Origin of the sequence: Streptomyces flavalbus (assembly GCF_042674625.1) — a bacterium.
In the GTDB taxonomy this organism is placed as follows: domain Bacteria; phylum Actinomycetota; class Actinomycetes; order Streptomycetales; family Streptomycetaceae; genus Streptomyces; species Streptomyces flavalbus.
In genome coordinates, this window is the sequence record NZ_JBHTEB010000001.1 from 5,110,431 (window position 1) to 5,130,277 (window position 19,847).

At 70.7% G+C, this 19,847-nt stretch carries 18 protein-coding genes and 1 pseudogene; 7 read left to right on the forward strand and 12 right to left on the reverse strand.

The genetic code is table 11. The features are described 5' to 3' along the window. Positions 1-18 precede the first annotated feature (18 nt). Positions 19-552: a DUF4245 domain-containing protein gene (locus ACFQZ6_RS23155; RefSeq protein ID WP_381612060.1), complete on the forward strand. Its 534-nt coding sequence runs from the start codon at positions 19-21 to the stop codon at positions 550-552. 70 nt (positions 553-622) lie between these two features. Here ACFQZ6_RS23155 and ACFQZ6_RS23160 read toward each other — a convergent pair whose 3' ends face one another. From ACFQZ6_RS23160 to xseA, 3 genes are all read right to left on the reverse strand, one after another. After that, the gene (locus tag ACFQZ6_RS23160) at positions 623-1,216 is read right to left on the reverse strand and encodes a malonic semialdehyde reductase (RefSeq protein ID WP_381612062.1); all 594 of its coding nucleotides are present in this window, start codon (positions 1,214-1,216) and stop codon (positions 623-625) included. A 227-nt stretch (positions 1,217-1,443) separates the two neighbouring features. Beyond that, positions 1,444-1,692, reverse strand: a complete 249-nt coding sequence (locus ACFQZ6_RS23165; protein ID WP_381612064.1) for an exodeoxyribonuclease VII small subunit — start codon at positions 1,690-1,692, stop codon at positions 1,444-1,446. Positions 1,693-1,728: 36 nt separating this feature from the next. Then, complete coding sequence (xseA, locus tag ACFQZ6_RS23170; protein ID WP_381612066.1) at positions 1,729-2,949, reverse strand: exodeoxyribonuclease VII large subunit; 1,221 nt, start codon at positions 2,947-2,949, stop codon at positions 1,729-1,731. Between the two features lie 81 nt (positions 2,950-3,030). Here xseA and ACFQZ6_RS23175 point away from each other — a divergent pair, with 81 nt between their 5' ends. Both ACFQZ6_RS23175 and ppgK read left to right on the forward strand, forming a co-directional pair. Beyond that, a complete protein-coding gene (locus ACFQZ6_RS23175) occupies positions 3,031-4,041 on the forward strand; it encodes a 4-hydroxy-3-methylbut-2-enyl diphosphate reductase (RefSeq protein ID WP_381612068.1) in 1,011 nt (336 codons plus the stop codon). Positions 4,042-4,070: 29 nt separating this feature from the next. Beyond that, a complete protein-coding gene (gene ppgK, locus ACFQZ6_RS23180; RefSeq protein WP_381612070.1) occupies positions 4,071-4,820 on the forward strand; it encodes a polyphosphate--glucose phosphotransferase in 750 nt (249 codons plus the stop codon). 29 nt (positions 4,821-4,849) lie between these two features. Here ppgK and ACFQZ6_RS23185 read toward each other — a convergent pair whose 3' ends face one another. Then, on the reverse strand, positions 4,850-5,299 hold the full coding sequence (locus ACFQZ6_RS23185) for a DUF6542 domain-containing protein (RefSeq protein ID WP_381612072.1): 450 nt from the start codon (positions 5,297-5,299) through the stop codon (positions 4,850-4,852). Positions 5,300-5,647: 348 nt separating this feature from the next. On the opposite strand from ACFQZ6_RS23185, the gene ychF reads away from it, so the two are divergent. Next, complete coding sequence (gene ychF / locus ACFQZ6_RS23190) at positions 5,648-6,736, forward strand: redox-regulated ATPase YchF (protein ID WP_381612074.1); 1,089 nt, start codon at positions 5,648-5,650, stop codon at positions 6,734-6,736. A gap of 135 nt (positions 6,737-6,871) precedes the next feature. Here the strand turns inward: ychF and ACFQZ6_RS23195 are convergent, their stop codons facing one another. The 6 genes from ACFQZ6_RS23195 to ACFQZ6_RS23220 form a co-directional block, all read right to left on the reverse strand. Further along, on the reverse strand, positions 6,872-7,135 hold the full coding sequence (locus ACFQZ6_RS23195) for a type II toxin-antitoxin system RelE family toxin (protein ID WP_032763468.1): 264 nt from the start codon (positions 7,133-7,135) through the stop codon (positions 6,872-6,874). After that, on the reverse strand, positions 7,128-7,397 hold the full coding sequence (locus tag ACFQZ6_RS23200; RefSeq protein WP_381612076.1) for a type II toxin-antitoxin system Phd/YefM family antitoxin: 270 nt from the start codon (positions 7,395-7,397) through the stop codon (positions 7,128-7,130). The genes ACFQZ6_RS23195 and ACFQZ6_RS23200 overlap by 8 nt, the downstream gene beginning before the upstream one ends. 358 nt (positions 7,398-7,755) lie before the next feature. Further along, complete coding sequence (locus ACFQZ6_RS23205) at positions 7,756-9,087, reverse strand: hypothetical protein (RefSeq protein ID WP_381612078.1); 1,332 nt, start codon at positions 9,085-9,087, stop codon at positions 7,756-7,758. Then, positions 9,084-11,069, reverse strand: coding sequence for a hypothetical protein (locus ACFQZ6_RS23210; RefSeq protein ID WP_381612080.1), 1,986 nt, complete (start codon positions 11,067-11,069; stop codon positions 9,084-9,086). The genes ACFQZ6_RS23205 and ACFQZ6_RS23210 overlap by 4 nt, the downstream gene beginning before the upstream one ends. Next, on the reverse strand, positions 11,066-11,860 hold the full coding sequence (locus ACFQZ6_RS23215) for a TIR domain-containing protein (protein WP_381612082.1): 795 nt from the start codon (positions 11,858-11,860) through the stop codon (positions 11,066-11,068). The genes ACFQZ6_RS23210 and ACFQZ6_RS23215 overlap by 4 nt, the downstream gene beginning before the upstream one ends. Before the next feature lie 304 nt (positions 11,861-12,164). Continuing rightward, a complete protein-coding gene (locus tag ACFQZ6_RS23220) occupies positions 12,165-13,412 on the reverse strand; it encodes a helix-turn-helix domain-containing protein (protein WP_381612084.1) in 1,248 nt (415 codons plus the stop codon). A gap of 341 nt (positions 13,413-13,753) precedes the next feature. Here ACFQZ6_RS23220 and ACFQZ6_RS23225 point away from each other — a divergent pair, with 341 nt between their 5' ends. The 3 genes and pseudogenes from ACFQZ6_RS23225 to ACFQZ6_RS23235 all read left to right on the forward strand — a co-directional run bounded on the left by ACFQZ6_RS23225 (position 13,754) and on the right by ACFQZ6_RS23235 (position 17,944). Further along, positions 13,754-15,172 (forward strand): ATP-binding protein, encoded by a 1,419-nt coding sequence (locus tag ACFQZ6_RS23225; protein ID WP_381618576.1) that lies wholly within the window; start codon positions 13,754-13,756, stop codon positions 15,170-15,172. A gap of 212 nt (positions 15,173-15,384) precedes the next feature. After that, a pseudogene (locus tag ACFQZ6_RS23230) lies at positions 15,385-15,507 on the forward strand (Txe/YoeB family addiction module toxin); the annotation flags it as partial. A 292-nt stretch (positions 15,508-15,799) separates the two neighbouring features. Continuing rightward, positions 15,800-17,944: a DEAD/DEAH box helicase gene (locus ACFQZ6_RS23235; RefSeq protein WP_381618579.1), complete on the forward strand. Its 2,145-nt coding sequence runs from the start codon at positions 15,800-15,802 to the stop codon at positions 17,942-17,944. Here ACFQZ6_RS23235 and ACFQZ6_RS23240 read toward each other — a convergent pair. Together ACFQZ6_RS23240 and ACFQZ6_RS23245 are read right to left on the reverse strand one after the other, a co-directional pair. Continuing rightward, positions 17,941-18,627, reverse strand: coding sequence for a response regulator transcription factor (locus ACFQZ6_RS23240; RefSeq protein ID WP_381612086.1), 687 nt, complete (start codon positions 18,625-18,627; stop codon positions 17,941-17,943). The two genes, ACFQZ6_RS23235 and ACFQZ6_RS23240, sit on opposite strands and share 4 nt — an antisense overlap. Further along, positions 18,624-19,847, reverse strand: coding sequence for a sensor histidine kinase (locus ACFQZ6_RS23245; protein ID WP_381612088.1), 1,224 nt, complete (start codon positions 19,845-19,847; stop codon positions 18,624-18,626). Before ACFQZ6_RS23245 ends, ACFQZ6_RS23240 begins: the two co-directional genes overlap by 4 nt.

Consider the following 19,847-nt stretch of genomic DNA (forward strand, 5'->3'; position numbering starts at 1 on the left):
CCTGCGACGATAGGGGGCGTGGCAGGGACGAATGGCAAGCAGAAGACGATCCGCGGCATGGTGCTCTCCCTCCTGGTGTGCCTGCTGGCGGCCGGGGTGATCTACCTCTTCACCCCGCACGACGACAAGGAGCCCGACCTCCCCCGGGTGGACTACCGCATCGAACTGCTCACGGCACGCCGCGCCGCCGACTACCCGGTGGCCGCCCCCGAGGGGCTGCCGGAGAGCTGGAAGCCCACCTCCGTCCGCTTCAAGGGCGAGCCGTACGCCACCTGGCACCTCGGCTACCACGCCCCCGACGGGGAGTACGTGGCCATCGGGCAGTCGACCGAGCAGCGGAAGCGGTTCATCAAGGAGGCCAGCCAGGGCGCCACCGCGACCGAGACCACCGAGCGGATAGACGGCCGCACCTGGACCCGGTACACCGGCGGCCGGTACGACGCCCTGGTGCTGGAGGACTCCGCCGACGGCAAGGGCGCGACGACGGTGGTGGCGGGCACGGGCTCGTTCGAGCAGCTCGCGCAGATGGCCGGTGCGCTGAAGATGTCGTAGCGCGGGGACCACGGGAACGGGAGAGGCCCCCGGCGGATGCCGGGGGCCTCTCGGTGTGCGCGGGCGGGTCTCACACGGTGGTGACGACCTCGTCGTACGCCAGTCGCGGGGAGCGCGGGAACCAGGCGTTCTCGCCCGGCTTGCCGATGTTGACGATCATCAGCGGGGTGTGGTCGTCGTCCAGGAACTCCTTGCGCACGGCGTCCATGTCGGCACCGGTCATCGGACCGGCGGCCAGCCCGGCGGAGCGCAGGCCGATGATGAAGTAGGCGGCCTGGAGGGCGGCGTTCAGGGTGGCGCTGCCCTCGCGGGCCTCGCGGCCGAAGCCCTCGAACATGTCCCTGGCGCCCTCGAAGTGCGGGAAGAGGGTCGGCAGCTCGTGGTGGAACTCGTTGTCCGCGGAGAGGATCGCGACCAGCGGGGCCTTGGCGGTCTTCTCCTTGTTGCCGTCGGCCATCAGGGTCACCAGGCGCTCACGGGCCTCGGCCGAGCGGACCAGCGTGACGCGCAGCGGGGACTGGTTCATCGACGTGGGGCCGTACTTGACCAGGTCGTAGACGGCCTTGAGCTGCTCGTCGGTGACGGGCTCGTCGGTGAAGGTGTTCGCGGTGCGGGCCTCACGGAACAGCAGGTCCTGAGCGGCGGGGTCAAGAACGAGGGACATGGTTCGGCTTTCTCGTGTCTGCGGTCGCCAGCCCGGGGGAGTGGCTGACGTGACACCGACACTACGCCGTGGAAGTTCAACGTTCAACCAAAAGTGGGAGACGGTGATCCGCTTCACAGCCGGGCCGTCGCTGGATCGCCCTGCTTGCCGCCGCCGGACCGCCCGGCTCGCCTCCGGACCGCCCGGCTCGCCCTCGGCCGGACCGCCCTGCTCGCCTGCGGGCCGCCCTACTCGTCGACGCCGTCGCCTTCGGAGTCGTCGCCCGCGGCGGCCTCCTCCTCCGCCAGTGCCGCGTCCAGCCGCGCCCGCGCGCCGTCCAGCCAGCGTCGGCAGACCTTGGCCAGCTCCTCGCCCCGCTCCCAGAGCGCCAGCGACTCCTCCAGCGTCGTACCGCCCGCCTCCAGGCGCCGTACGACCTCGATCAGCTCGTCACGCGCCTGCTCGTACCCGAGTGCCTCGTCCACCCTGCTGCTCATTCGCCCACCTTGCTCATCATTCGCCCACCCTGCCACTCATTCGCTCACCTTGGTGTCGACTCGTACCGAGAACTCGCCCTCGGCCACCCGCGCCCGCAGCGGCTCCTCGCCGGTGACCTCGTCGGGGGCGCGGACGACATGGCCGTCCGCCTTCTGGAGCACCGCGTAGCCCCGCTTCAGGGTGGCCGCGGGGGAGAGGGCCACCACGCGCGCGTGCGTGTGCGTGAGATCCGAGTGGGCGCGGTCGAGCTGGTGCCCGAAGGAACGCCGCGCCCGGTCGAGCAGCGCCGTGACCTGCTCGGCACGCTCGTCGACCATCCGGTGCGGGTCCTCTATGGACGGCCGGGCGAGCGCGTGGGCCAGCCCGCGCTCCTCCCGGTCGACGTACGCCCGCACACACCGCCGCGCGCGGTCGCGCAGCAGCCGTACCCGCTCGTACTCCTCGCCGACGTCCGGTACGACCTTCTTCGCCGCGTCGGTCGGCGTCGAGGCCCGCAGGTCGGCGACGTGGTCGAGCAGCGGGTTGTCCGGCTCGTGCCCGATCGCGGACACCACCGGCGTACGGCAGGCCGCCACCGCCCGCACCAACTGCTCGTCGGAGAACGGCAGCAGGTCCTCCACGCTGCCGCCGCCGCGCGCGACGATGATCACGTCCACGTCGTCGAGGTCGTCCAGCTCCTTCACCGCCTGCACCACCTGCGGCACCGCGTGCACGCCCTGCACCGCCACGTTGCGCACCTCGAAGCGGACGGCGGGCCAGCGGTGCCGGGCGTTCTCCAGCACGTCCCGCTCGGCCGCCGAGGCCCGGCCGCAGACCAGCCCGACCAACTGCGGCAGGAACGGCAGCGGCTTCTTGCGCTCCGGCGCGAACAGCCCCTCCGCCGCCAGCGCCTTCTTCAGCCGCTCAAGCCGCGCGAGCAGCTCCCCGACCCCCACCGGCCGTATCTCCGCGGCGCGCAGCGAGAGCTGCCCACGCGGCGCGTACCACTCCGGTTTCGCGTGGACGACGACCCGCGCGCCCTCGCTCACCACGTCGGCCACGGCGTCGAACACCTGCCGGTAGCAGGTGACGCTCACCGAGATGTCGTACGACGGGTCGCGCAGCGTCAGGAACACGACCCCCGCGCCCGGCCGCCGCGACAACTGCGTGATCTGCCCCTCGACCCACACGGCGCCGAGCCGGTCGATCCACCCCCCGATGAGCCGCGACACCTCACCGACGGGCAGGGGGGATTGCGCGGACGTGTTGGCAGCCATGCCCGCGAGCGTAGTCGCAGCCACTGACAGTCACCGACAGCCCGGGGCGGTCGACCCGGAGCCAGGGGGTGCGGCCTTACGATGGGTGCCATGACTGCTTCGCCTGGCCGCCGTGTCCTGCTCGCCGCCCCCCGTGGCTACTGCGCCGGTGTGGACCGCGCCGTGATCGCCGTCGAGAAGGCGCTCGAACAGTACGGGGCCCCGGTCTACGTCCGCCACGAGATCGTCCACAACAAGTACGTCGTGCAGACCCTGGAGCGGAAGGGCGCCGTCTTCGTCGAGCGGACGGAGGAGGTCCCGCCGGGCAACATCGTGATGTTCTCCGCGCACGGCGTCGCCCCGACCGTCCACGACGAGGCCCGCGAAGGCCGCCTCGCCACCATCGACGCCACCTGCCCGCTGGTCACCAAGGTCCACAAGGAAGCCGTCCGGTTCGCGAGTGAGGACTACGACATCCTGCTGATCGGCCACGAGGGCCACGAGGAGGTCATCGGCACCTCCGGCGAGGCACCCGACCACATCCAGCTCGTCGACGGTCCCGACGACGTGGCGAAGGTCGAGGTCCGCGACCCCTCCAAGGTCGTCTGGCTCTCCCAGACCACGCTGAGCGTGGACGAGACGATGGAGACCGTCGACGCCCTGAAGGAGAAGTTCCCGCAGCTCATCTCCCCGCCGAGCGACGACATCTGCTATGCCACGCAGAACCGCCAGCTCGCCGTGAAGCAGATGGGCGCGGAGGCGGAGCTGGTGATCGTCGTCGGCTCCCGGAACTCCTCCAACTCCAAGCGGCTGGTCGAGGTCGCCAAGCTCGCGGGCGCGCGCGAGGCGTACCTGGTGGACTTCGCGGACGAGATCGACGAGGCGTGGCTGGAAGGCGTGACCACGGTCGGCGTCACGTCGGGCGCGTCCGTGCCGGAGGTCCTGGTCGAGCAGGTCCTCGAGTGGCTCGGGCAGCGCGGCTACGCGGACGTGGAGATCGTGAAGGCGGCCGAGGAGTCGATCACCTTCTCCCTCCCGAAGGAACTGCGCAGGGACCTGCGCGAGGAGGCGGCGGCGCTGATCGCGGAGCGGACCGGCACCGCCCAGGCGTGACTGTCAGTCCTCCGTCGTAACGTAGGGCCATGCAGATCTTCGGTGTGGACATCGGCGGGTCAGGGATCAAGGGCGCCCCTGTGGACCTGGACAGGGGCGACCTGGCCGCTGAGCGGTGCAAGGTGCTGACCCCGCAACCGGCGACGCCGGACGCGGTGGCCGACGGCGTACGGCAGGTCGTCGACCACTTCGGCTGGAAGGGCCCGGTCGGCATCACCTTCCCCGGAGTCGTCACCGGCGGCGCCACGATCCGCACCGCGGCCAACGTCGACAAGAGCTGGATCGACACCGACGCCCGCACCCTCCTGGGCGACCGGCTCGGCGGCCTGCCGGTCACGGTGGTCAACGACGCGGACGCGGCGGGCGTCGCGGAGATGGCCTTCGGCGCCGGGCGCGACCGCAAGGGCACGGTCATCCTGCTGACCTTCGGCACGGGCATCGGCAGCGCCGTCTTCACGGACGGCGTCCTGGTGCCCAACACGGAACTGGGCCACCTGGAACTGCACGGGCACGACGCGGAGAAGCGCGCCTCCAGCAAGGCGAAGGACGACCACGACCTGACGTGGGAGCACTGGGCGCACCGCGTGCAGAGGTATCTGGCCCACGTGGAGATGCTGTTCTCACCGGAGCTGTTCATCATCGGCGGCGGGGTGAGCCGCAAGTCGGAGAAGTTCCTCCACTACATCGACGGCGTCAAGGCGGAGATCGTCCCGGCCCAGCTCCAGAACAACGCGGGGATCGTGGGCGCGGCGATGCGGGCGGCGTCGGGCGCGGCCTGAGGCCGGACCCGACCCCGCTGGAGACGGACTCAGCCCGGGGGGCGCCGGTCGACGGGAACCCGGCGCCGCGCGCGCCCCATCAGCCGCACCTTCCGCACGGTGACGATCACCCCGGCGACGAGCGTCCCGCCGTACAGCCACCCCGCCTCGGTGGCCAGGGCGGTGGCGAGCCCGACGACCCGCCCGCCGAAGCCGCCGTCACCGCCGTCGGCGACGAAGAGCAGCCCGGCGGCGAAGGCGATGGGCACGACGACGGGCGCGCTGGTCAGGTCCCCGTCGCGCACCCACAGCGCGCCCAGCAGGCACACCGGCAGGAAGAGGACGCCGTAGAGGGTGGGGGAGGTCCCGAAGAGCAGCCGCACCAGAGACCCGAGCAGCAGCATCACCGCCGCGCAGAACAGCCCGCAGCCGAGCCCGGTGAGCCGGGGGCCGGGCAGCCGACGCGCGGCGCGGACCGCGGTCGGGGCGGACCGGGGCACCCGCTCGCCCCTCGCGGAGCCGGATGACCCGGCCCTGGCCACCGCGGATCTCCCCACCGGCCGTGCGGGCCGGACCCCACCCCGCCCCATCTGTGGCGGCAGCGGAGCCGTCCCGCGTCGCGGTCCGTGCTGGGCAGGTCGCGTCCTGTGTTGCTCCACCCGACCAACTTAGGTCGTTCAATATGCCGAATCGGCTCTCGGACACGCCGGTGCCGCAACCTTGGCCAGACGTTCGACTGATCGCGGAGTCCGGTGCGGCCACCCCGTAGACTGGGGGATCGGCCAGCCCTGGCCCCTGCCCGCCCCTTGACCCTCTGGGCCCCTCCTCACGCACGGGAAGTCGAGAACGTGTCGCTCACGATCGGAATCGTCGGTCTGCCGAATGTCGGCAAGTCGACCCTGTTCAACGCCCTGACCAAGAACGACGTGCTCGCGGCCAACTACCCGTTCGCCACGATCGAGCCCAACGTCGGCGTGGTCGGCGTCCCCGACGCCCGCCTCGCGCAGCTTGCGTCGATCTTCAAGTCGGAGCGCATCCTTCCGGCGACGGTGGACTTCGTGGACATCGCGGGCATCGTCCGCGGCGCCTCCGAGGGCGAGGGCCTGGGCAACAAGTTCCTCGCGAACATCCGCGAGTCCGACGCGATCTGCCAGGTCATCCGCGCCTTCAAGGACGAGAACGTCGTCCACGTCGACGGCAAGGTCTCGCCGAAGGACGACATCGAGACGATCAACACCGAGCTGATCCTGGCCGACCTCCAGACCATCGAGAAGGTCCTCCCGCGCCTCCAGAAGGAGTCGAGGATCAAGAAGGACCTGGCCGCGAAGGTCAAGGCGGTGGAGGAGGCCAAGGAGATCCTCGACCAGGGCGAGACCCTCTTCGCCCACGGCATCGTGCAGGGCAGCGAGCGCGCGGAACTCCTCCACGACCTGCACCTGCTGACGACGAAGCCCTTCCTCTACGTCTTCAACGTCGACGAGGACGAACTGACGGACGACGCGTTCAAGGCCGAACAGCGCGCGTTGGTCGCCCCCGCCGAGGCGATCTTCCTGAACGCCAAGCTGGAGGCGGACCTGGCCGAGCTGGACGAGGAGGACGCCATGGAACTCCTCGAATCCGTCGGCGCCGAGGAACCCGGCCTCGCCACCCTCGCCCGCGTCGGCTTCAACACCCTCGGCCTCCAGACCTACCTCACGGCGGGCCCCAAGGAGTCCCGGGCCTGGACCATCAAGCGCGGCGCCACCGCCCCCGAGGCCGCCGGAGTCATCCACACCGACTTCCAGAAGGGCTTCATCAAGGCGGAGGTCATCTCCTTCCACGACCTCGTCGAAGCAGGCTCAGTAGCCGAGGCCCGCGCCAAGGGCAAGGCCCGCATGGAGGGCAAGGACTATGTGATGCAGGACGGGGACGTGGTGGAATTCCGCTTCAATGTGTGAGCGGATGAAATAACACCACGTCGCTCAACGCGGCAAACATGCAGGTCAGAAGGGGCCGGGCTCGTCAGGGACCGGCCGCTTCGCTGATCCCGTGCTGGATCGGTGCTGGAGTTCCTGACCTGATGTCAGGAACGCTCAGGTGTCGTAGACGGTGGAGCGATGCCCGACGTGCACGACCCACACCACCAACTCACCGTTGTCGATCGTGTAGATCACGCGGTAGTCGCCCACCCGTAGGCGGCGCCGGTCGGGCTGGGAGACGAGGGCCGTCGTGTTGAACCCCAGCGGGTCGCTCTCCAGCTCAGTCAGCTTGGCCAGAATGCGGAGGGCCATGTCTCGCGGGACCTTGCGCAGCTCGGCCTGAGCCTCGGGTCGGAAGACGGTGCGGTACTCACTCACTGCGCGCCAGCGTCTCCCTCATGACGTCCTCGATCGGGATGCCGGGTGCCGGGTTGGCCATGCGCTCGTCGATGATCCGGTTGATCTCGCGCTCTTCCCACTCCTGGTATTTGCGCAGCACCTCGATGGACACTACGGCGGCGACCTGCTTGCCGCGGCGAGTGATGACGGTGGGCACGTCGTCCCGATCGGCTCGCTCCACGACCTCGGCGAGGTGTGCCCGGACATCGCGGATGGACTCTATAGGCTGTGGCTGCGTCATGCGCTCAAGGGTACCGAGTGTCTCATGTGTACACAATGGCTCTGGATCGCTCGAACGTGCTGGATAAACCGCCACCGTGCTGGATCTGTGCTGGATACGATCTTCGCAAGGTGTGTTTCCGCAGGTGGGAGCCCTGCACTACAGATTCCGCTTCAACGTGTAGGGCGTGACGTGGCACCACGTGACTGACCTGACAAACAAGCAGGTCAGGAGGGTCCGATCTTTTCAAGTCAGCCCCCTGGTGGGTTCCCTTGCTAGGAAGGGCTGCGGGGGCGGCCGAATGGCCTGCGCTCGCGCCTTCCAGCGAGTGGTGGTCTTGCCCAGGAGGGGAGCCTCGGAGAGGCGACCACCTACCTGATCAGCTCCCGTCCTCGTCCGGTGGGCGGGGCGTGGCGGGCCGGTGCGGGCTGTGCGAGGTGTCCCAGGAGTACGGAGGTGCCATGTCGTTCTCGCTCGTCTCCCGCCCGCCTAGGTTCCGTTCGCCCGCGCTGCCCTCCGCAGCCTCCGGCCTGAACGTGGCCGTGCCCGTGTCGGTGGGCAACGAGCCCTCAGAGGCTGGGAAGCGCGGCGACCAGGGCCCCGTGGTGTCCGTGGTGTCCCCCTCACCCGAAGGCCCACCCTCCGGCCCCTCGCCCCCGCCTTCGTTGGGCGCCGAGAGAAGGGTCCGCCTGATCTCCTCGGCGGCCTCGTCCAGCCCGGCCGCTTCCAGGCTCCGCACCACCCGGTGCACGAACACCGTGTACTCGTCCATGTCCGGCTTCAGGCCCACCGCCGCGAGCAACAGGAGCAGCCGGTCCGAGGCCCCTGGTTCCTCGCGGTCGAACGTCCCTCCTCCCGGGCCGGGTCCGTCCGACAACGGTCCCCCGACGGTCGCTTCGCTCCGCGCGCTCACGGGCGGGACGAGCAGGTGGCGGAAGAGTTCGGGGACCTCCTCGTCGTTGGCCGCCGCCGCGATCTGGGCGAGCGGACCGATCATGTCGACCGCCTTCTCGATCTCATCCTCGTGACGGGCCAGCCACCACACCACCGCGCTTCCTGCGCTCTTCAGCACGTCGTCACCGAGGTAGCGCCGCTTGTTGCGTTCGTGCTGACGCTCGTACCCCCAGATCTCCTCGTCCTTGCGAAGTTCGTTCAACTTCCGCAGGCGCTCGCGGTCGGCGGGGGCGAGGCGCAGCGTCACATCGGCCGCTTGGGCCTCCACCCGTCCACTCCTGTCCTGGAGAGGGACGCCGAGCTCCCCTTCCAGGAGATACCGTGCGAAGCTCGCCCGGCCGGGCTCCTCGTGACAGACGACCTCTAGGGCCCGGCTGACGATCGAGGAGACGGCGAGGGCCGGGAAGGCCCCGTCGTGCCGGTCAGTATGGCCGGGGGTCGGCCTCCACCACACGGTGGCGGAGAAGAGGAAGTCGTAGCCGTCCGCCGCGCTCGGCAGCGGCGCGTCCACCACCCGCGTCTCCTGGTACGGCTGCTCCGTCGGCGCCGCGGGTGGCTCGGGTTCGCTGGGCTCGTACGGACCGACCGACGCGCGGACACCGCTGAGGACCGTCATCACGAGCAGCAGGGAGCCCGAGGCCGTGACCATGGACAGGAAGCCCCACAGCACCGCCGACCAGTGCATGAGGTTTCCGATCACAGCCGGTGCGAGGCCGCAGAGAGCGACGAACAGCAGGCTGGGAAAGCGGTGTTTCATCGTGCCTCTTCCATGGTCCGTGGTCCGGCGTCCGCACGCTCCGTACTCTCCGTGCGGGCGTACTGCGCATGATCGATGTGCTGCCAGAAGAGGGCGGCGACAGCCGCCTGGGACGGGCGGCGCGTGGGACCCGCCCAGTCGCAGGCGATGGCGTACAGGCGGTGCAGAGCGGCGGGGCGGCCGCGTGCCGCCCCGACCATCACGCCCAGTGCCATCTCCCGCGTACTGTCGCTTGCCGCGGCGTCCAGCCAACTCCTCACCAGCGGGTTCCAGAGCTCCGTCGGCCGCTGGGAGAAGACCGCCTCCCAGCCCAGGAACAGGTCCGGCCAAGGCGGCGGCTCCGGCGCCCGGGCGCTCCTCAACAGCTCCGTGAGCAGCGAAAGATGGGGCTCCGCCCCGCTCGGACCCCGCCGCGTCCGGCCCCGCAGGCGGTCAATCAGCAGCCGGTAGAGCCGACGGTCACGGCCGGCGAGGTCGAGAAGCGCGTTCCGGGCCGAGCGCGCCGCCTCCCCCTTCCGTACGGCGAGATGATGGAGCCGCACCAGCGCCTGATCCGGGTGCGTCGCGCCGAGGCTCTGGACGCAGGCGGCGGTCAGGGCGCGGGCGAGACCGTCCGACGAGGTGCCGGACGTCGCGCACTCGTACATCCGCTTGCGGAACCATCCCCCGAACCTCTCGTGACTCAGGCCGAGTTCGAGGGCTGCGACGGCCCGCGGATCGCACGACGCCCCGCCTGCCTCGCGCGCCCAGAGCTCCACAAGCCCGAAGAGGTGGTCGGGCCGACCGACGGCCAGGGACCGCTCGCCGAAGCGGATGACGACGTTCACCCGGTCGTCGGTGGTGAGACCGCGGAGGCCGGCCGCATCGCCGATCCAGTCCCTGAGGTGGCCGCGCAGGCCGGGGAAGTTCGCCCAGAAGTAGGCCCGTACCGCGTCGGCGTAGGCCAGGCGCTCGAAGTGGAGCCGTCCGTCCGGGTCCCGCTCGATCCCGAGCGCCACCAAGCGCTCCCTGAAGTCCGTCCGCGCGAGCTCGGTCGTCGCCTCTTCCTCGTGCCTCACCGTCCTCATCAGGCTGTGCCATGCCTCGTAGACGGTGTCGGCGCGGGCCTCCTCGAACACCGCCGTCGCGAGCAGCAGGGCTCGCTCGGGTGCGGTGCGCACGGTGGCCACCTGTCGGCCCACGTCACCGGCACGGTCGGTCACCGCGTGCGTCGCCTGGTTGAGCCATCCCGTGAACTCGGTGCCGAACCGGCCGCTGTCACGAGCGCTCCGGATGAGACCCGCGAGGCGGACCAGGTCCCGCATGGGGGAGCGTTCGAACAAGGGCTGGAGGTCGGCGCTTCCCAAGTCCGCGGGCCGGAAGGCCAGCCGGTCCATGCGGAGGTACCGGGTGACCACCGCGATGCCTCGGGGGCGCCCCAACGTCACCGTGTGCGGTTCGAGGTCCGGCGCGTGGGCGTGCTCCATGCCCGACGGCAGCACGACGACCATGTGGGCCCCCGCCTCCTGGACCTGTGACCGGTGCACGGCCAGGTGGTGCTGGGCCTTGGCGTACGACTCCTCGTCGGTGATCCCGGAGAGGTCGAGGAGGAAACGGTCCCCCTCGCCGGGGGCGAGAGCGACCTCGTCCCTGTCCGTGGAGGAAAGCTCCTCGAACCGGGCCCTCTCCTCGTTGGCGCTCCCGTCCTCCCCGAGCCCGTGCAGCAGCCTGATCGCCGCGGCGCGGCGTCCGCTGCCCGGAGGAGCCTCCAGGAGCACCACCGATCCGGGCTTCTCCAGGAGGTCGGCGGCTATGCGGTAGCCCAGCGGCGGAACGAACCGGTCAGCCAGGCGCAGCCGGTCCTCGCGGACGATCCGAAGCGACTCGACCCCTTTGCGGATCATCCAGTCCGGGCCGACACCGTAGTAGATGGTCTGAGGGCCCGAGCCGTTGTTCACCGCGCCACGCGGATCGTTGACGGTGACGCGGCCTTGTTCGGTCATCGTCCGTCGTCCGAGCGCCGGCGCTCGTGCTCGAAGCGCTGGTGGACCGTACCGCTATTGTCGCCCGCGGTGAACTGGACCCCGGTGTTGTCGCCCTGGAAGTGGGGAGCGTTGTACTGGTGGCCCGGGCCCGTGTTCACGGGTCCTTGCGGCTCGTTGACGAAGGTGCCGGACAGGTCTCCGTTGAGGTTTCCGATACCGCCACGCACGCGCTGCTCGACATCGCGCGTCCGCATCCTGGGGTGTCCGGCTTCCTTGGCTGACTTCTTGCGGGACTTCGTCTCCGCACGCTCCCGCGCCGCACCGGCGTCGCCGTCCGCCGCAGCCAGCTCCGGCAGGAGTCGGGCGAGGGCATCGCCGAGTGCCGTCAGATCCGATTCGGCGTTGCGGTGATCGAACCGCCTGTACTGGCAGTCCGCCAGCTCCCGCAGATCGTCCGGAAGGACGGCCCGGTCGATCCGCGTAGCTTTTCCGACGAGGACGGGGATCACCAGGATCCCGCGGTCGAGCGCGGTCTGGAGCTCACGACGAGTCCAGTCCTGATCGGCTTCAAGGGCGGGGCGGCCGTCGGCCCCCCGCACCTCCGTCCAGCGCGGGCCGATCACGGCGAGGAGCGCCTGGCACTCCTCCACCGCCCTGAGCAGTTTTGCCGGGAAACGGTGTCCGAGCTCGATCGAGTTGCTGGCGAAGAAGATCCGCTCGCTGCCGAATCGCCGGGCGAGCTCCCGAGCGATCATCGTCGCTGCGGATTCCTCGTCGCCTGTGCGGTAGTTGACGAAGACGTCGGGCATGAAGATTCCCTTCTGAGAGGAAGACGGGGGAAAGGGTGCGAGCGCGGGGGCTACGTACCGGGACTCCGAGGCTCCGGTTCACTCGGGCCGTGAGGTCCCGACCGTGTGACGACATGGCGCGTCCACGGGAGGGTGTACGGATGGAGGTGCGCCGCCCCGTGCGTCACTGGTCGCGGGCGGCCCGAAGAAGCCGGGGGCGCGATGCGACGCGTCGGGCGGGCTCAGAGGGCCCCGTTGGGGATCGTGGGACTTCAGAGGGGCGGAGGACCGGGTGGTTCGGCGAGCCGGGCGGCTCAAGCCGGTGTCAGTCGTGCACGGGGGCGAGTACCTGTGCCAGTGCCGGTTGCAGGTCGCGTACGGCCCGGTTGCTCCGGAACCGGGAGAGTTCCCGAGCGAGACGCCGGACGTCGCTGTTCACTGTCGCCGAGGGCACGGCCGGCATCACCCCCAGGAGCTCCCCGGCGATCGTGCACGCGTGCTCGACCTCTCCGGAGGCGGCGTGGGCCAAGGACCTGCGGAAGCCGTACCGGGCGCGGGTTCGCAGCGCGTGCGGGGGGAGGCGGCGGCACTCCCGGTCAAGGACCTCGGCGGCGGCCTTGGGGCGACCGAGGTCGTGCAGGCACCAGCCGGTCGTCATCGCTGCCGGATCGCTCACGTTGGTGGTGCCGATCACGGGCTCGGCGCCGTTGCGGGCATCGTCGCTGTCGAGTAGCTCCCGCGCCCTGTCGAGGCTGCGGAGGCAGTCGCGTTCGTCGCCGACGAGCGCGTGTCCCTGAGCCTCCCGCTGGGCCGCGAGTCCCCGGATGCGCGGCGGGAGTCCGTCGCACTGGGCCCGGCGGGCCAGGGCGACGGTCCACGCGGCGTCCCCGCCGTAGAGCGTGATCAGGGCGCGACGCACGAGCGCATAGGAACTGAGGTACGGATCGCCGCCGACGCGCGCCAGTTCGGCGGCCTCACCGGTCCAGCCGAGCGCCGCGTCGCTGTCTCCGGCCTCCTGGGCCATCCAGCCGGTGAACTCCGCGACCCGTGACGCGAGCAGGAGCGCGGGGGCCTGGGTGGCGGACGGGGTGCCGGTGGCCAGCCCGGCGACCGTGCGCGTCTGCGTCTCCAGCAGAGGAAGCAGGACCTTCGGCGCGGTGGACTGGCCGAGCTTGCGTAGCTGGTGGAACTGCGCGCGGAAGGAGGGAAGAAGGGGGTCGGCAGCAGAGGACGTCTGACCGCCGAGCTTCAGGCCGAGGTCGATCAGCGCACCCGTGCCCGCCGAGAGGACTGCCCGGCGCCCGACGCGCCAGTTGCTCGGGGTGGCGAGGGCTTCGGCGGTGTCCGAGTCGGTCTCGGGGCGGACCACCAGGCGCTCCAACTCGCCGTTCGCGCCGAGGAAGGCGTCGCACCGACGGGCAAGTTCGGGAGACGCGGAACGCTCCCCGCGCTCGACCTTGCTGAGGTGCCCCTTGTCGTAGTTGAGCGCCATGGAGAACTCGGTCAGAGTAAGCCCCACTTCCTGTCGTAAACGGCGCAGCTCTGGGCCGAAACATAAAGTCGTACTCACCATTAACCTTCCCTTGAACAGTGACCGTGAGAGCCGTGAGCCCTCACAGGGAACTTTCGTTCGGCGTTCACGGGCCGACGCGAAGACCGGCGGCGAACGCCCTTCGTGACCAAGCCGTCTCGCTTCGCAGCCGAGAGCGAGTCTGGCACGAGGTGCGCCCCGAGAATCGCGGTTCGGCGGGGTTGCCCGTTGCCTCTTCTGTTCTCCGTCTCTCCTTGCTGTGACTGGGGTCGGCCGCGCTCGGGATGCGATGGCGCGTGATCACGAGTGGCAACTAGCGAGGCAACCTACTAACATCTAGGTTAGTAACGTTGCGGTTAGTGTCAGGCATGGAGGTCGGCGACATGGTGGACTTCGTGGGTCGTCGGCAGGAACTGGCGACCTTGGAACGAGAGCTGCAGAAGGTGGCGGCAGGGGTTGGCGGGGAGCGACCTGGGCGGTGCGTGATGCTGCGCGGGCGGCGCCGGGTGGGCAAGTCGCGGTTGGTCGAGCGGTTCGTGGAGCGCTCCGGGGCACCGTTCCTGTTCTACGCGGCCACCGGCGCGTCTCCTGCGGATGATCTGGCGCGGCTGGTCCGGGACGCTCAGGCATCGACGCTGCCGCTGGCGCAGCTCGTGGCCGCGGCACGGCCGGAGAGCTGGGATGCCGCGTTCGATGTGCTGGCCGCGGCGCTGCCCGCCGACCGGGCGAGCGTGCTGGTCATTGATGAGGTGCCGTACCTGATGGACGCTGGTGGGGCCTTCGAGGGGATGCTGCAGCGGGCCTGGGACCGGGTGCTGGAGCACAAGCCGGTGCTGCTGGTCCTCATTGGCTCGGATCTGTCGATGATGGAGGCTCTGAACAGCTACGGACGCCCTTTCCATCAACGTGGCCGGGAGATGGTGCTCGGCCCGCTGAACCCTGCCGAGGTCGGGCGGATGCTGGGACTGGATTCGGCCGAAGCCTTCGATGCCGCGCTGGTCACGGGTGGGCTGCCGTTGATCTGCGCGGAGTGGCCGCACGGCGCGGGAGTGTGGGACTTCCTCGGCGAGGCGCTGAACGATCCCGTCTCGGCACTGCTGGTGTCCGCTGAGCGCTCGCTGGCCGCGGAATTCCCGCCACGGGCCCAGGTCCGTGCGGTGCTGGCGGCGATCGGCAGCGGTGAGCGGACCTTCACCAACATCGCCCGCGCGGCCGGTGGGATCGGTGCCACACCGCTGCAGCGGGCGCTGGAGCTGCTCACGGACAAGCGGATCGTCGCCGCGGAGCTGCCCGTGTCCCTGCGACCGTCAAAGGACCGCCGCTACCGGGTGACGGATCCCTACCTGCGGTTCTGGCTGCACCTTCTCGGCCCTTCCATGCAGGAGATCGAGCGGGGACGGGGTGACCTGACGCTGTCACGAATCCGGGAGAACTGGACCAGCTGGCGCGGTCGGGCTGTCGAGCCGCTCATTCGCGAGGCACTCGCCCGGATACTGCCCGACGACCAGCTACCCGCGGCCCCCGCGGTGGGCGGCTACTGGACCCGTACGAACCACGTCGAGATCGACATCGTCGGGGCCGACCGCGCCCCGATCGCCAAGGAACTGCTGTTCGTCGGTTCCATCAAGTGGCTGGAGAAATCACCTTTCGACCGGCACGATCTGGCAGCCCTCCACCGCCACCGGGCTGCGCTCACCACCGAACCCGTCCCGGTCGTGGCGGTCTCGCGCAGCGGGGTCGACTGTCCGGGGCTCGATGCCACCTACGGCCCCGACGATCTGCTGACCGCCTGGCCGCTGTAAGCAGCGCATCACATGTGGTGGCTGTCGTGCACCGCGAGCAGGGCCCAGCCGTTCGTGCTTTGTCACGCTGACCGACCATCGGGCAGCGTGGTTGAACGTGCAGGTCAGAAGGGATCAGCTCCCTCGGGAGCGAAGCCCGCAAGCCCCAACGCGTCGGAGCGAGAGCTGATCGACCCGGACTCGCTGGACGTTGCACATGAGGGTGTTGCAGCAAGCCTGAGCCACTCAAGTACCACTTGCCTGGGGCGTGGTCGAGGCGGATCGACGATGAGCGCCGACTTGGCTACCTGGTCACCGACAAGGAGATCGTGATCCTCGCAGCGCGCTATCACTATCGGCTCGGGCAGGTGTCTGGGGCAGCTTGTTGGATGCGCTGTCCACTGAGAGATCAGTGGCCCCAACCTGGCCTGGTCGGGGATCTGCTCCCACGGGCCCCAACAGGTGTTGATCTCCGGCCGGCGCAGTCGGCGAGACGTCTCGGCGCGTGCCGGACCGTACGGACAACCGCCCGCTGTTCGCGCGGTCCTCGCCCTGGGAAGGCGGCCTGACTTGCCCAAAGCAGGGCAGGCCGTCGTGCTGTCCGCGGTGGCAGTATGCGGGGGACGCAAGGAGAGAGGCGGGGTGGGGATGGGTCGCGGTGAGCGGGAGGTGGTCGTTGGGGGTGGGCGGCTGGTTGAGGCGGCGCGGGGGGTGGTGGGGGACTACGAGCGGGCCGTTGAGGTGGTTCGGGGGGCCCTGGAGCCGATATGTGACGCGGCGGTGGAGGAGGCGCTCGGCGGGATCGCCGTGGGGCGGTTGAAGGAGGTCACCGAGGGGCGGCTCAGGGTGGGGGAGGTGGAGCGGGGTGGGCTGCGGACGGTTCGGGAGGTGTTGGAGGCCGGAGCCTATCGGCTGCGGCAGATTCCCGGGGTGGGGCAGCGGACCGCTGATCAAGTGGTCGCGGCGGCGCGGCAGATAGCTGACGCCGTGCGGGAGACCGTTGCCGTGCACATTGACGTGGACCGGCCGGAGCCGCGTACCACCTCGCTGGTCATGGCGCTCCAGGTGCTGGTGGAGGCGGGGCCCGACGCGCGGCGGGCCGTTGATGTCGCGCGGGAGCTGGCGGAGCGGCTCGGGCCGTTGGTGGAGGAGGCCAGGCCCGCCGGTGGGGTGGTGCGGATGCTGCTGGCCGGGCGGGCGCGGAGGGAGCGGGCGTTGGCGGCCGTCGCCGAGGTGCGTCGGTTGACGGAGGACGCCGTGCGGGACGGCGTACCGGAGTTGTTCGCGCAGGCGTCGGTGGATCTGTTGCGGGGGGTTTCGAACGAGGCCGCGGCCTGGGTTGACTTCGAGTTGCGGTCCGCCGAGTACTACAGCCTGCTCGCGGAGATCTCCGGGCGTCGGCCCGATACCGCCGCGGCCGAGGGGTTCCTGCCGGACGAGGTCGCCGGGCGGGTGCGTGAGCAGGGGTTGGACGACAGTCGGCGACGGGTGTCGTTGCGTGGGTACCAGGCGTTCGGGGCGCGCTTCGCGCTCGCGCAGCGCAAGGTGATCCTCGGTGACGAGATGGGGCTCGGCAAGACCATCCAGGCCATCGCCGCGATCAGTCACCTCGCTGCCCAAGGGGAGAGTCACTTCCTCGTCGTCTGTCCGGCCAGCGTGCTGATCAACTGGACTCGGGAGATCGAGGCCCGTAGCAGGCTGCGGGTTGTTCCGTTGCACGGGCCGGAGCGGCAGGAGGCGTACGCCGACTGGAAGGGGCGGGGTGGGGTCGGGGTGACGACCTTCGACGTGCTGGCCGGGTTTCCGGTCCCCGGGGGTGGGGAGCTGGGGATGCTCGTCGTGGACGAGGCGCACTACGTGAAGAATCCGCAGACGCGTCGATCGCAGGTCGTGACCGAGTGGGCTGGGCGGTGTGAGCGCGTTCTCTTCATGACCGGTACGCCCATGGAGAACCGGGTCGCCGAGTTCCGCAACCTCGTGCGGATTCTGCAGCCGGAGGTGGCGGAAGCTGTCGGGGACCGGGACGGGGTGGCCGGGTCCAAGGCGTTCCGGAAAGCCGTCGCGCCCGTCTACCTGCGCCGTAACCAAGTGGACGTGCTCGCTGAACTGCCCGGCCTTCAGCAGACCGACGAGTGGGAGGAGCTGAGCGCGTCGGACGAGGACGTCTACCGGGAGGCCGTGCGTGCGGGCAACTTCATGGCGATGCGCAGGGCGGCGTACGCGCGTCCCGAGAAGTCGGCCAAGCTGAACCGGCTGTGCGAGATCGTCGAGGACGCCGCCGGGAACGGGTTGAAGGTGGTGGTCTTCTCCCAGTTCCGGGAGGTGCTGGGGGTGGTGAAGCAGGCGCTGGAGGAGGCGCACGGCGCGGTGTTCGGGCCGATCTCCGGGAGCCTGCCGCCCGCGCGGCGGCAGCGGCTGGTGGACGACTTCGCCGCCGTGTCGGGTCACGCGGTGCTGGTGGCGCAGATCGAGTCGGCGGGGGTGGGGCTCAACATGCAGGCCGCGTCCGTCGTGGTCCTCTGTGAGCCGCAGGTCAAACCGACCCTGGAGCACCAGGCGGTGGCCCGGGTGCACCGGATGGGGCAGGTGCGGTCCGTCCAGGTGCACCGGCTGCTCGCCACCCGGGGGGTGGACGAGCGGCTGGTGGAGATGCTCAACAACAAGACCCGGCTGTTCGACGCGTACGCGCGGCGCAGCGCCGTCGCCGAGTCGACGCCGGACGCGGTCGACGTCTCGGACACGGCGATGGCCCGGCGGATCGTGGAGGAGGAGCAGGCGCGGTTGGGGCGCTAGTGCGGAGGGTCGGTGCCGGGGGTGGGGTGGGCCAGGCCCGACTGGTAGGCGATGACCACCAGTTGGGCGCGGTCGCGGGCGTTCAGCTTCGTCATGGCGCGTTGGACGTGGGCGCGGACCGTGAAGGGGCTGAGGTACATGCGGTCGGCGATCTCCTGGTTGGACAGGCCCGTCGCCACCAGGGCCACCATCTCGCGTTCGCGGGGCGTGAGGGTCGCGAGTTCCGGCGGGGCGTGGGGTGAGGGGGCGTCCGGGGTGGCCAGGAAGCGGGTGACCAGGGAGCGGGTCGCGGCGGGCGACAGCAGGGTGTCGCCGTCGGCGATCGTGCGGACCGCGTCCAGGAGGGCCTCGGCCCCGATGCCCTTGCCGATGAACCCGCTGGCGCCCGCGCGCAGCGCCTGAGCGACGTACTCGTCGGTCTCGTAGGTGGTGAGGATCAGGATGCGGGTGGCGCGGAGGTCCGGGTCCGCGCAGATCCGCGTGGTGGCGGCCAGGCCGTCCATCTCGGGCATCCGGATGTCCATGACCACCACGTCGGGCTGGAGTTGGCGGGTGAGGCGCACCGCTTCCCGGCCGTCGGCGGCCTCCCCGACCACGGTGATGTCGTCGGCGCTGTCGAGGAGCAGGCGGAAGGCGCTCCGGAGGAGGGCCTGGTCGTCCGCCAGCAGCACCCTGAGGGTCATGGGGCCTCCTTCCGGCCGGGCTCCGCGTCCCGCGTTCGCGGGGGCGGGACGGGAAGGTCCGTGGTGACCCGGAAGCCGCCCTCCGGGCGGGCGCCCGCGGAGAGGTGGCCGCCCACCGCGGTGGCGCGCTCGCGCATCCCGATCAGGCCGTAGCCGGGTGTGTGGTCCCTCGGGGGCGGGGTGGCCGTGCCTCCGCCGTCGTCGGTGACCGTGAGGGTCACCCGGTCGCGGCTCCAGGCGAGGTGGACCCGGGCGGTGCCGGTACCGGCGTGCTTGGTCACGTTGGTCAGGGCCTCCTGGACGATGCGGTAGGCGGTGAGGTCCACGCCCGGTGGCAGCGGGCGGGCCGTGCCCTCGTGGGTCAGCGACACCTCCAGTCCCGCGCGGCGGAAGGATTCGAGGAGGGTGGGGAGACGGGACAGGCCGGGGGCGGGCTCGGCCGGTGCGGTCGCGTCGCCCGACTGGCGCAACAGGCCGACCGTGGCGCGGAGTTCGTCGAGGGCGTGGCCGGTGGTCTCGACGAGTTCGCTGAGGCTCCTGCGGGTCTGCTCGGGGCGGGTGTCGAAGAGGTGCGCGGCGACCGTGGCCTGCGCGTTGGCGAGGGTGATCTGGTGGGCGACCAGGTCGTGGAGTTCGCGGGCGATGCGCACCCGTTCCTCGGCCACCCGGCGGCGCGCCTCCCGGTCCCGGCTCTCCTCGGCCCGCCGCGCCCGCTCCTCCACCGCCGCCAGATAGGCCCGCCGGTTCCGCACCGAGTGCCCGAGGACGCCCGCCACCAGCGGGAACGCCGCCACCGCGCCCATCCTGCTGGCGTCCTTCCAGGACAGTGCGCCGATCACGGGCGTGAACGCGACCAGCAGCGCCAGCGAGGTGAGCGCCACCGCGCTCGCCGCCTGCCGTTCCCGGCGCGGGGGACGCGCGGTGATCGAGTAGGCGGCGATCACGGCCGGGGCGACCATGAGCGGGCTCAGCAGCAGGCCGACGAACGGCACCAGGACGCCGGTCGCGGTCGTGACCGCCATCGCGGTGAGCGGCGCCCGGTGGCGTACGGGGAGTACGGCGCAGGAGACCACGGCGATGAGGTAGGCGGCGGTGGAGGGCGCGGACAGCCCGTCGCCGTCTTCCTTGAGCGCGCCGCCGAACAGGCAGAACGCGAACGCCGTCGCCGTGAGCGCCACCTCCCGCCACCAGGAGGGGGCGCGGCCGTCCTCGTACGTCAT

What these genes read in the sequence shown, in the direction of transcription:
- ACFQZ6_RS23160 (WP_381612062.1), bottom strand. Translation starts at nt 1,216, where the DNA reads ATGTCCCTCGTTCTTGACCCCGCCGCTCAGGACCTGCTGTTCCGTGAG.
- ACFQZ6_RS23165 (WP_381612064.1), bottom strand. Translation starts at nt 1,692, where the DNA reads ATGAGCAGCAGGGTGGACGAGGCACTCGGGTACGAGCAGGCGCGTGAC.
- xseA (WP_381612066.1), bottom strand. Translation starts at nt 2,949, where the DNA reads ATGGCTGCCAACACGTCCGCGCAATCCCCCCTGCCCGTCGGTGAGGTG.
- ACFQZ6_RS23175 (WP_381612068.1), top strand. Translation starts at nt 3,031, where the DNA reads ATGGGTGCCATGACTGCTTCGCCTGGCCGCCGTGTCCTGCTCGCCGCC.
- ppgK (WP_381612070.1), top strand. Translation starts at nt 4,071, where the DNA reads ATGCAGATCTTCGGTGTGGACATCGGCGGGTCAGGGATCAAGGGCGCC.
- ACFQZ6_RS23200 (WP_381612076.1), bottom strand. Translation starts at nt 7,397, where the DNA reads ATGACGCAGCCACAGCCTATAGAGTCCATCCGCGATGTCCGGGCACAC.
- ACFQZ6_RS23205 (WP_381612078.1), bottom strand. Translation starts at nt 9,087, where the DNA reads ATGAAACACCGCTTTCCCAGCCTGCTGTTCGTCGCTCTCTGCGGCCTC.
- ACFQZ6_RS23210 (WP_381612080.1), bottom strand. Translation starts at nt 11,069, where the DNA reads ATGACCGAACAAGGCCGCGTCACCGTCAACGATCCGCGTGGCGCGGTG.
- ACFQZ6_RS23215 (WP_381612082.1), bottom strand. Translation starts at nt 11,860, where the DNA reads ATGCCCGACGTCTTCGTCAACTACCGCACAGGCGACGAGGAATCCGCA.
- ACFQZ6_RS23220 (WP_381612084.1), bottom strand. Translation starts at nt 13,412, where the DNA reads ATGGTGAGTACGACTTTATGTTTCGGCCCAGAGCTGCGCCGTTTACGA.
- ACFQZ6_RS23225 (WP_381618576.1), top strand. Translation starts at nt 13,754, where the DNA reads ATGGTGGACTTCGTGGGTCGTCGGCAGGAACTGGCGACCTTGGAACGA.
- ACFQZ6_RS23235 (WP_381618579.1), top strand. Translation starts at nt 15,800, where the DNA reads ATGGGTCGCGGTGAGCGGGAGGTGGTCGTTGGGGGTGGGCGGCTGGTT.
- ACFQZ6_RS23240 (WP_381612086.1), bottom strand. Translation starts at nt 18,627, where the DNA reads ATGACCCTCAGGGTGCTGCTGGCGGACGACCAGGCCCTCCTCCGGAGC.
- ACFQZ6_RS23245 (WP_381612088.1), bottom strand. Translation starts at nt 19,847, where the DNA reads ATGACGTACGAGGACGGCCGCGCCCCCTCCTGGTGGCGGGAGGTGGCG.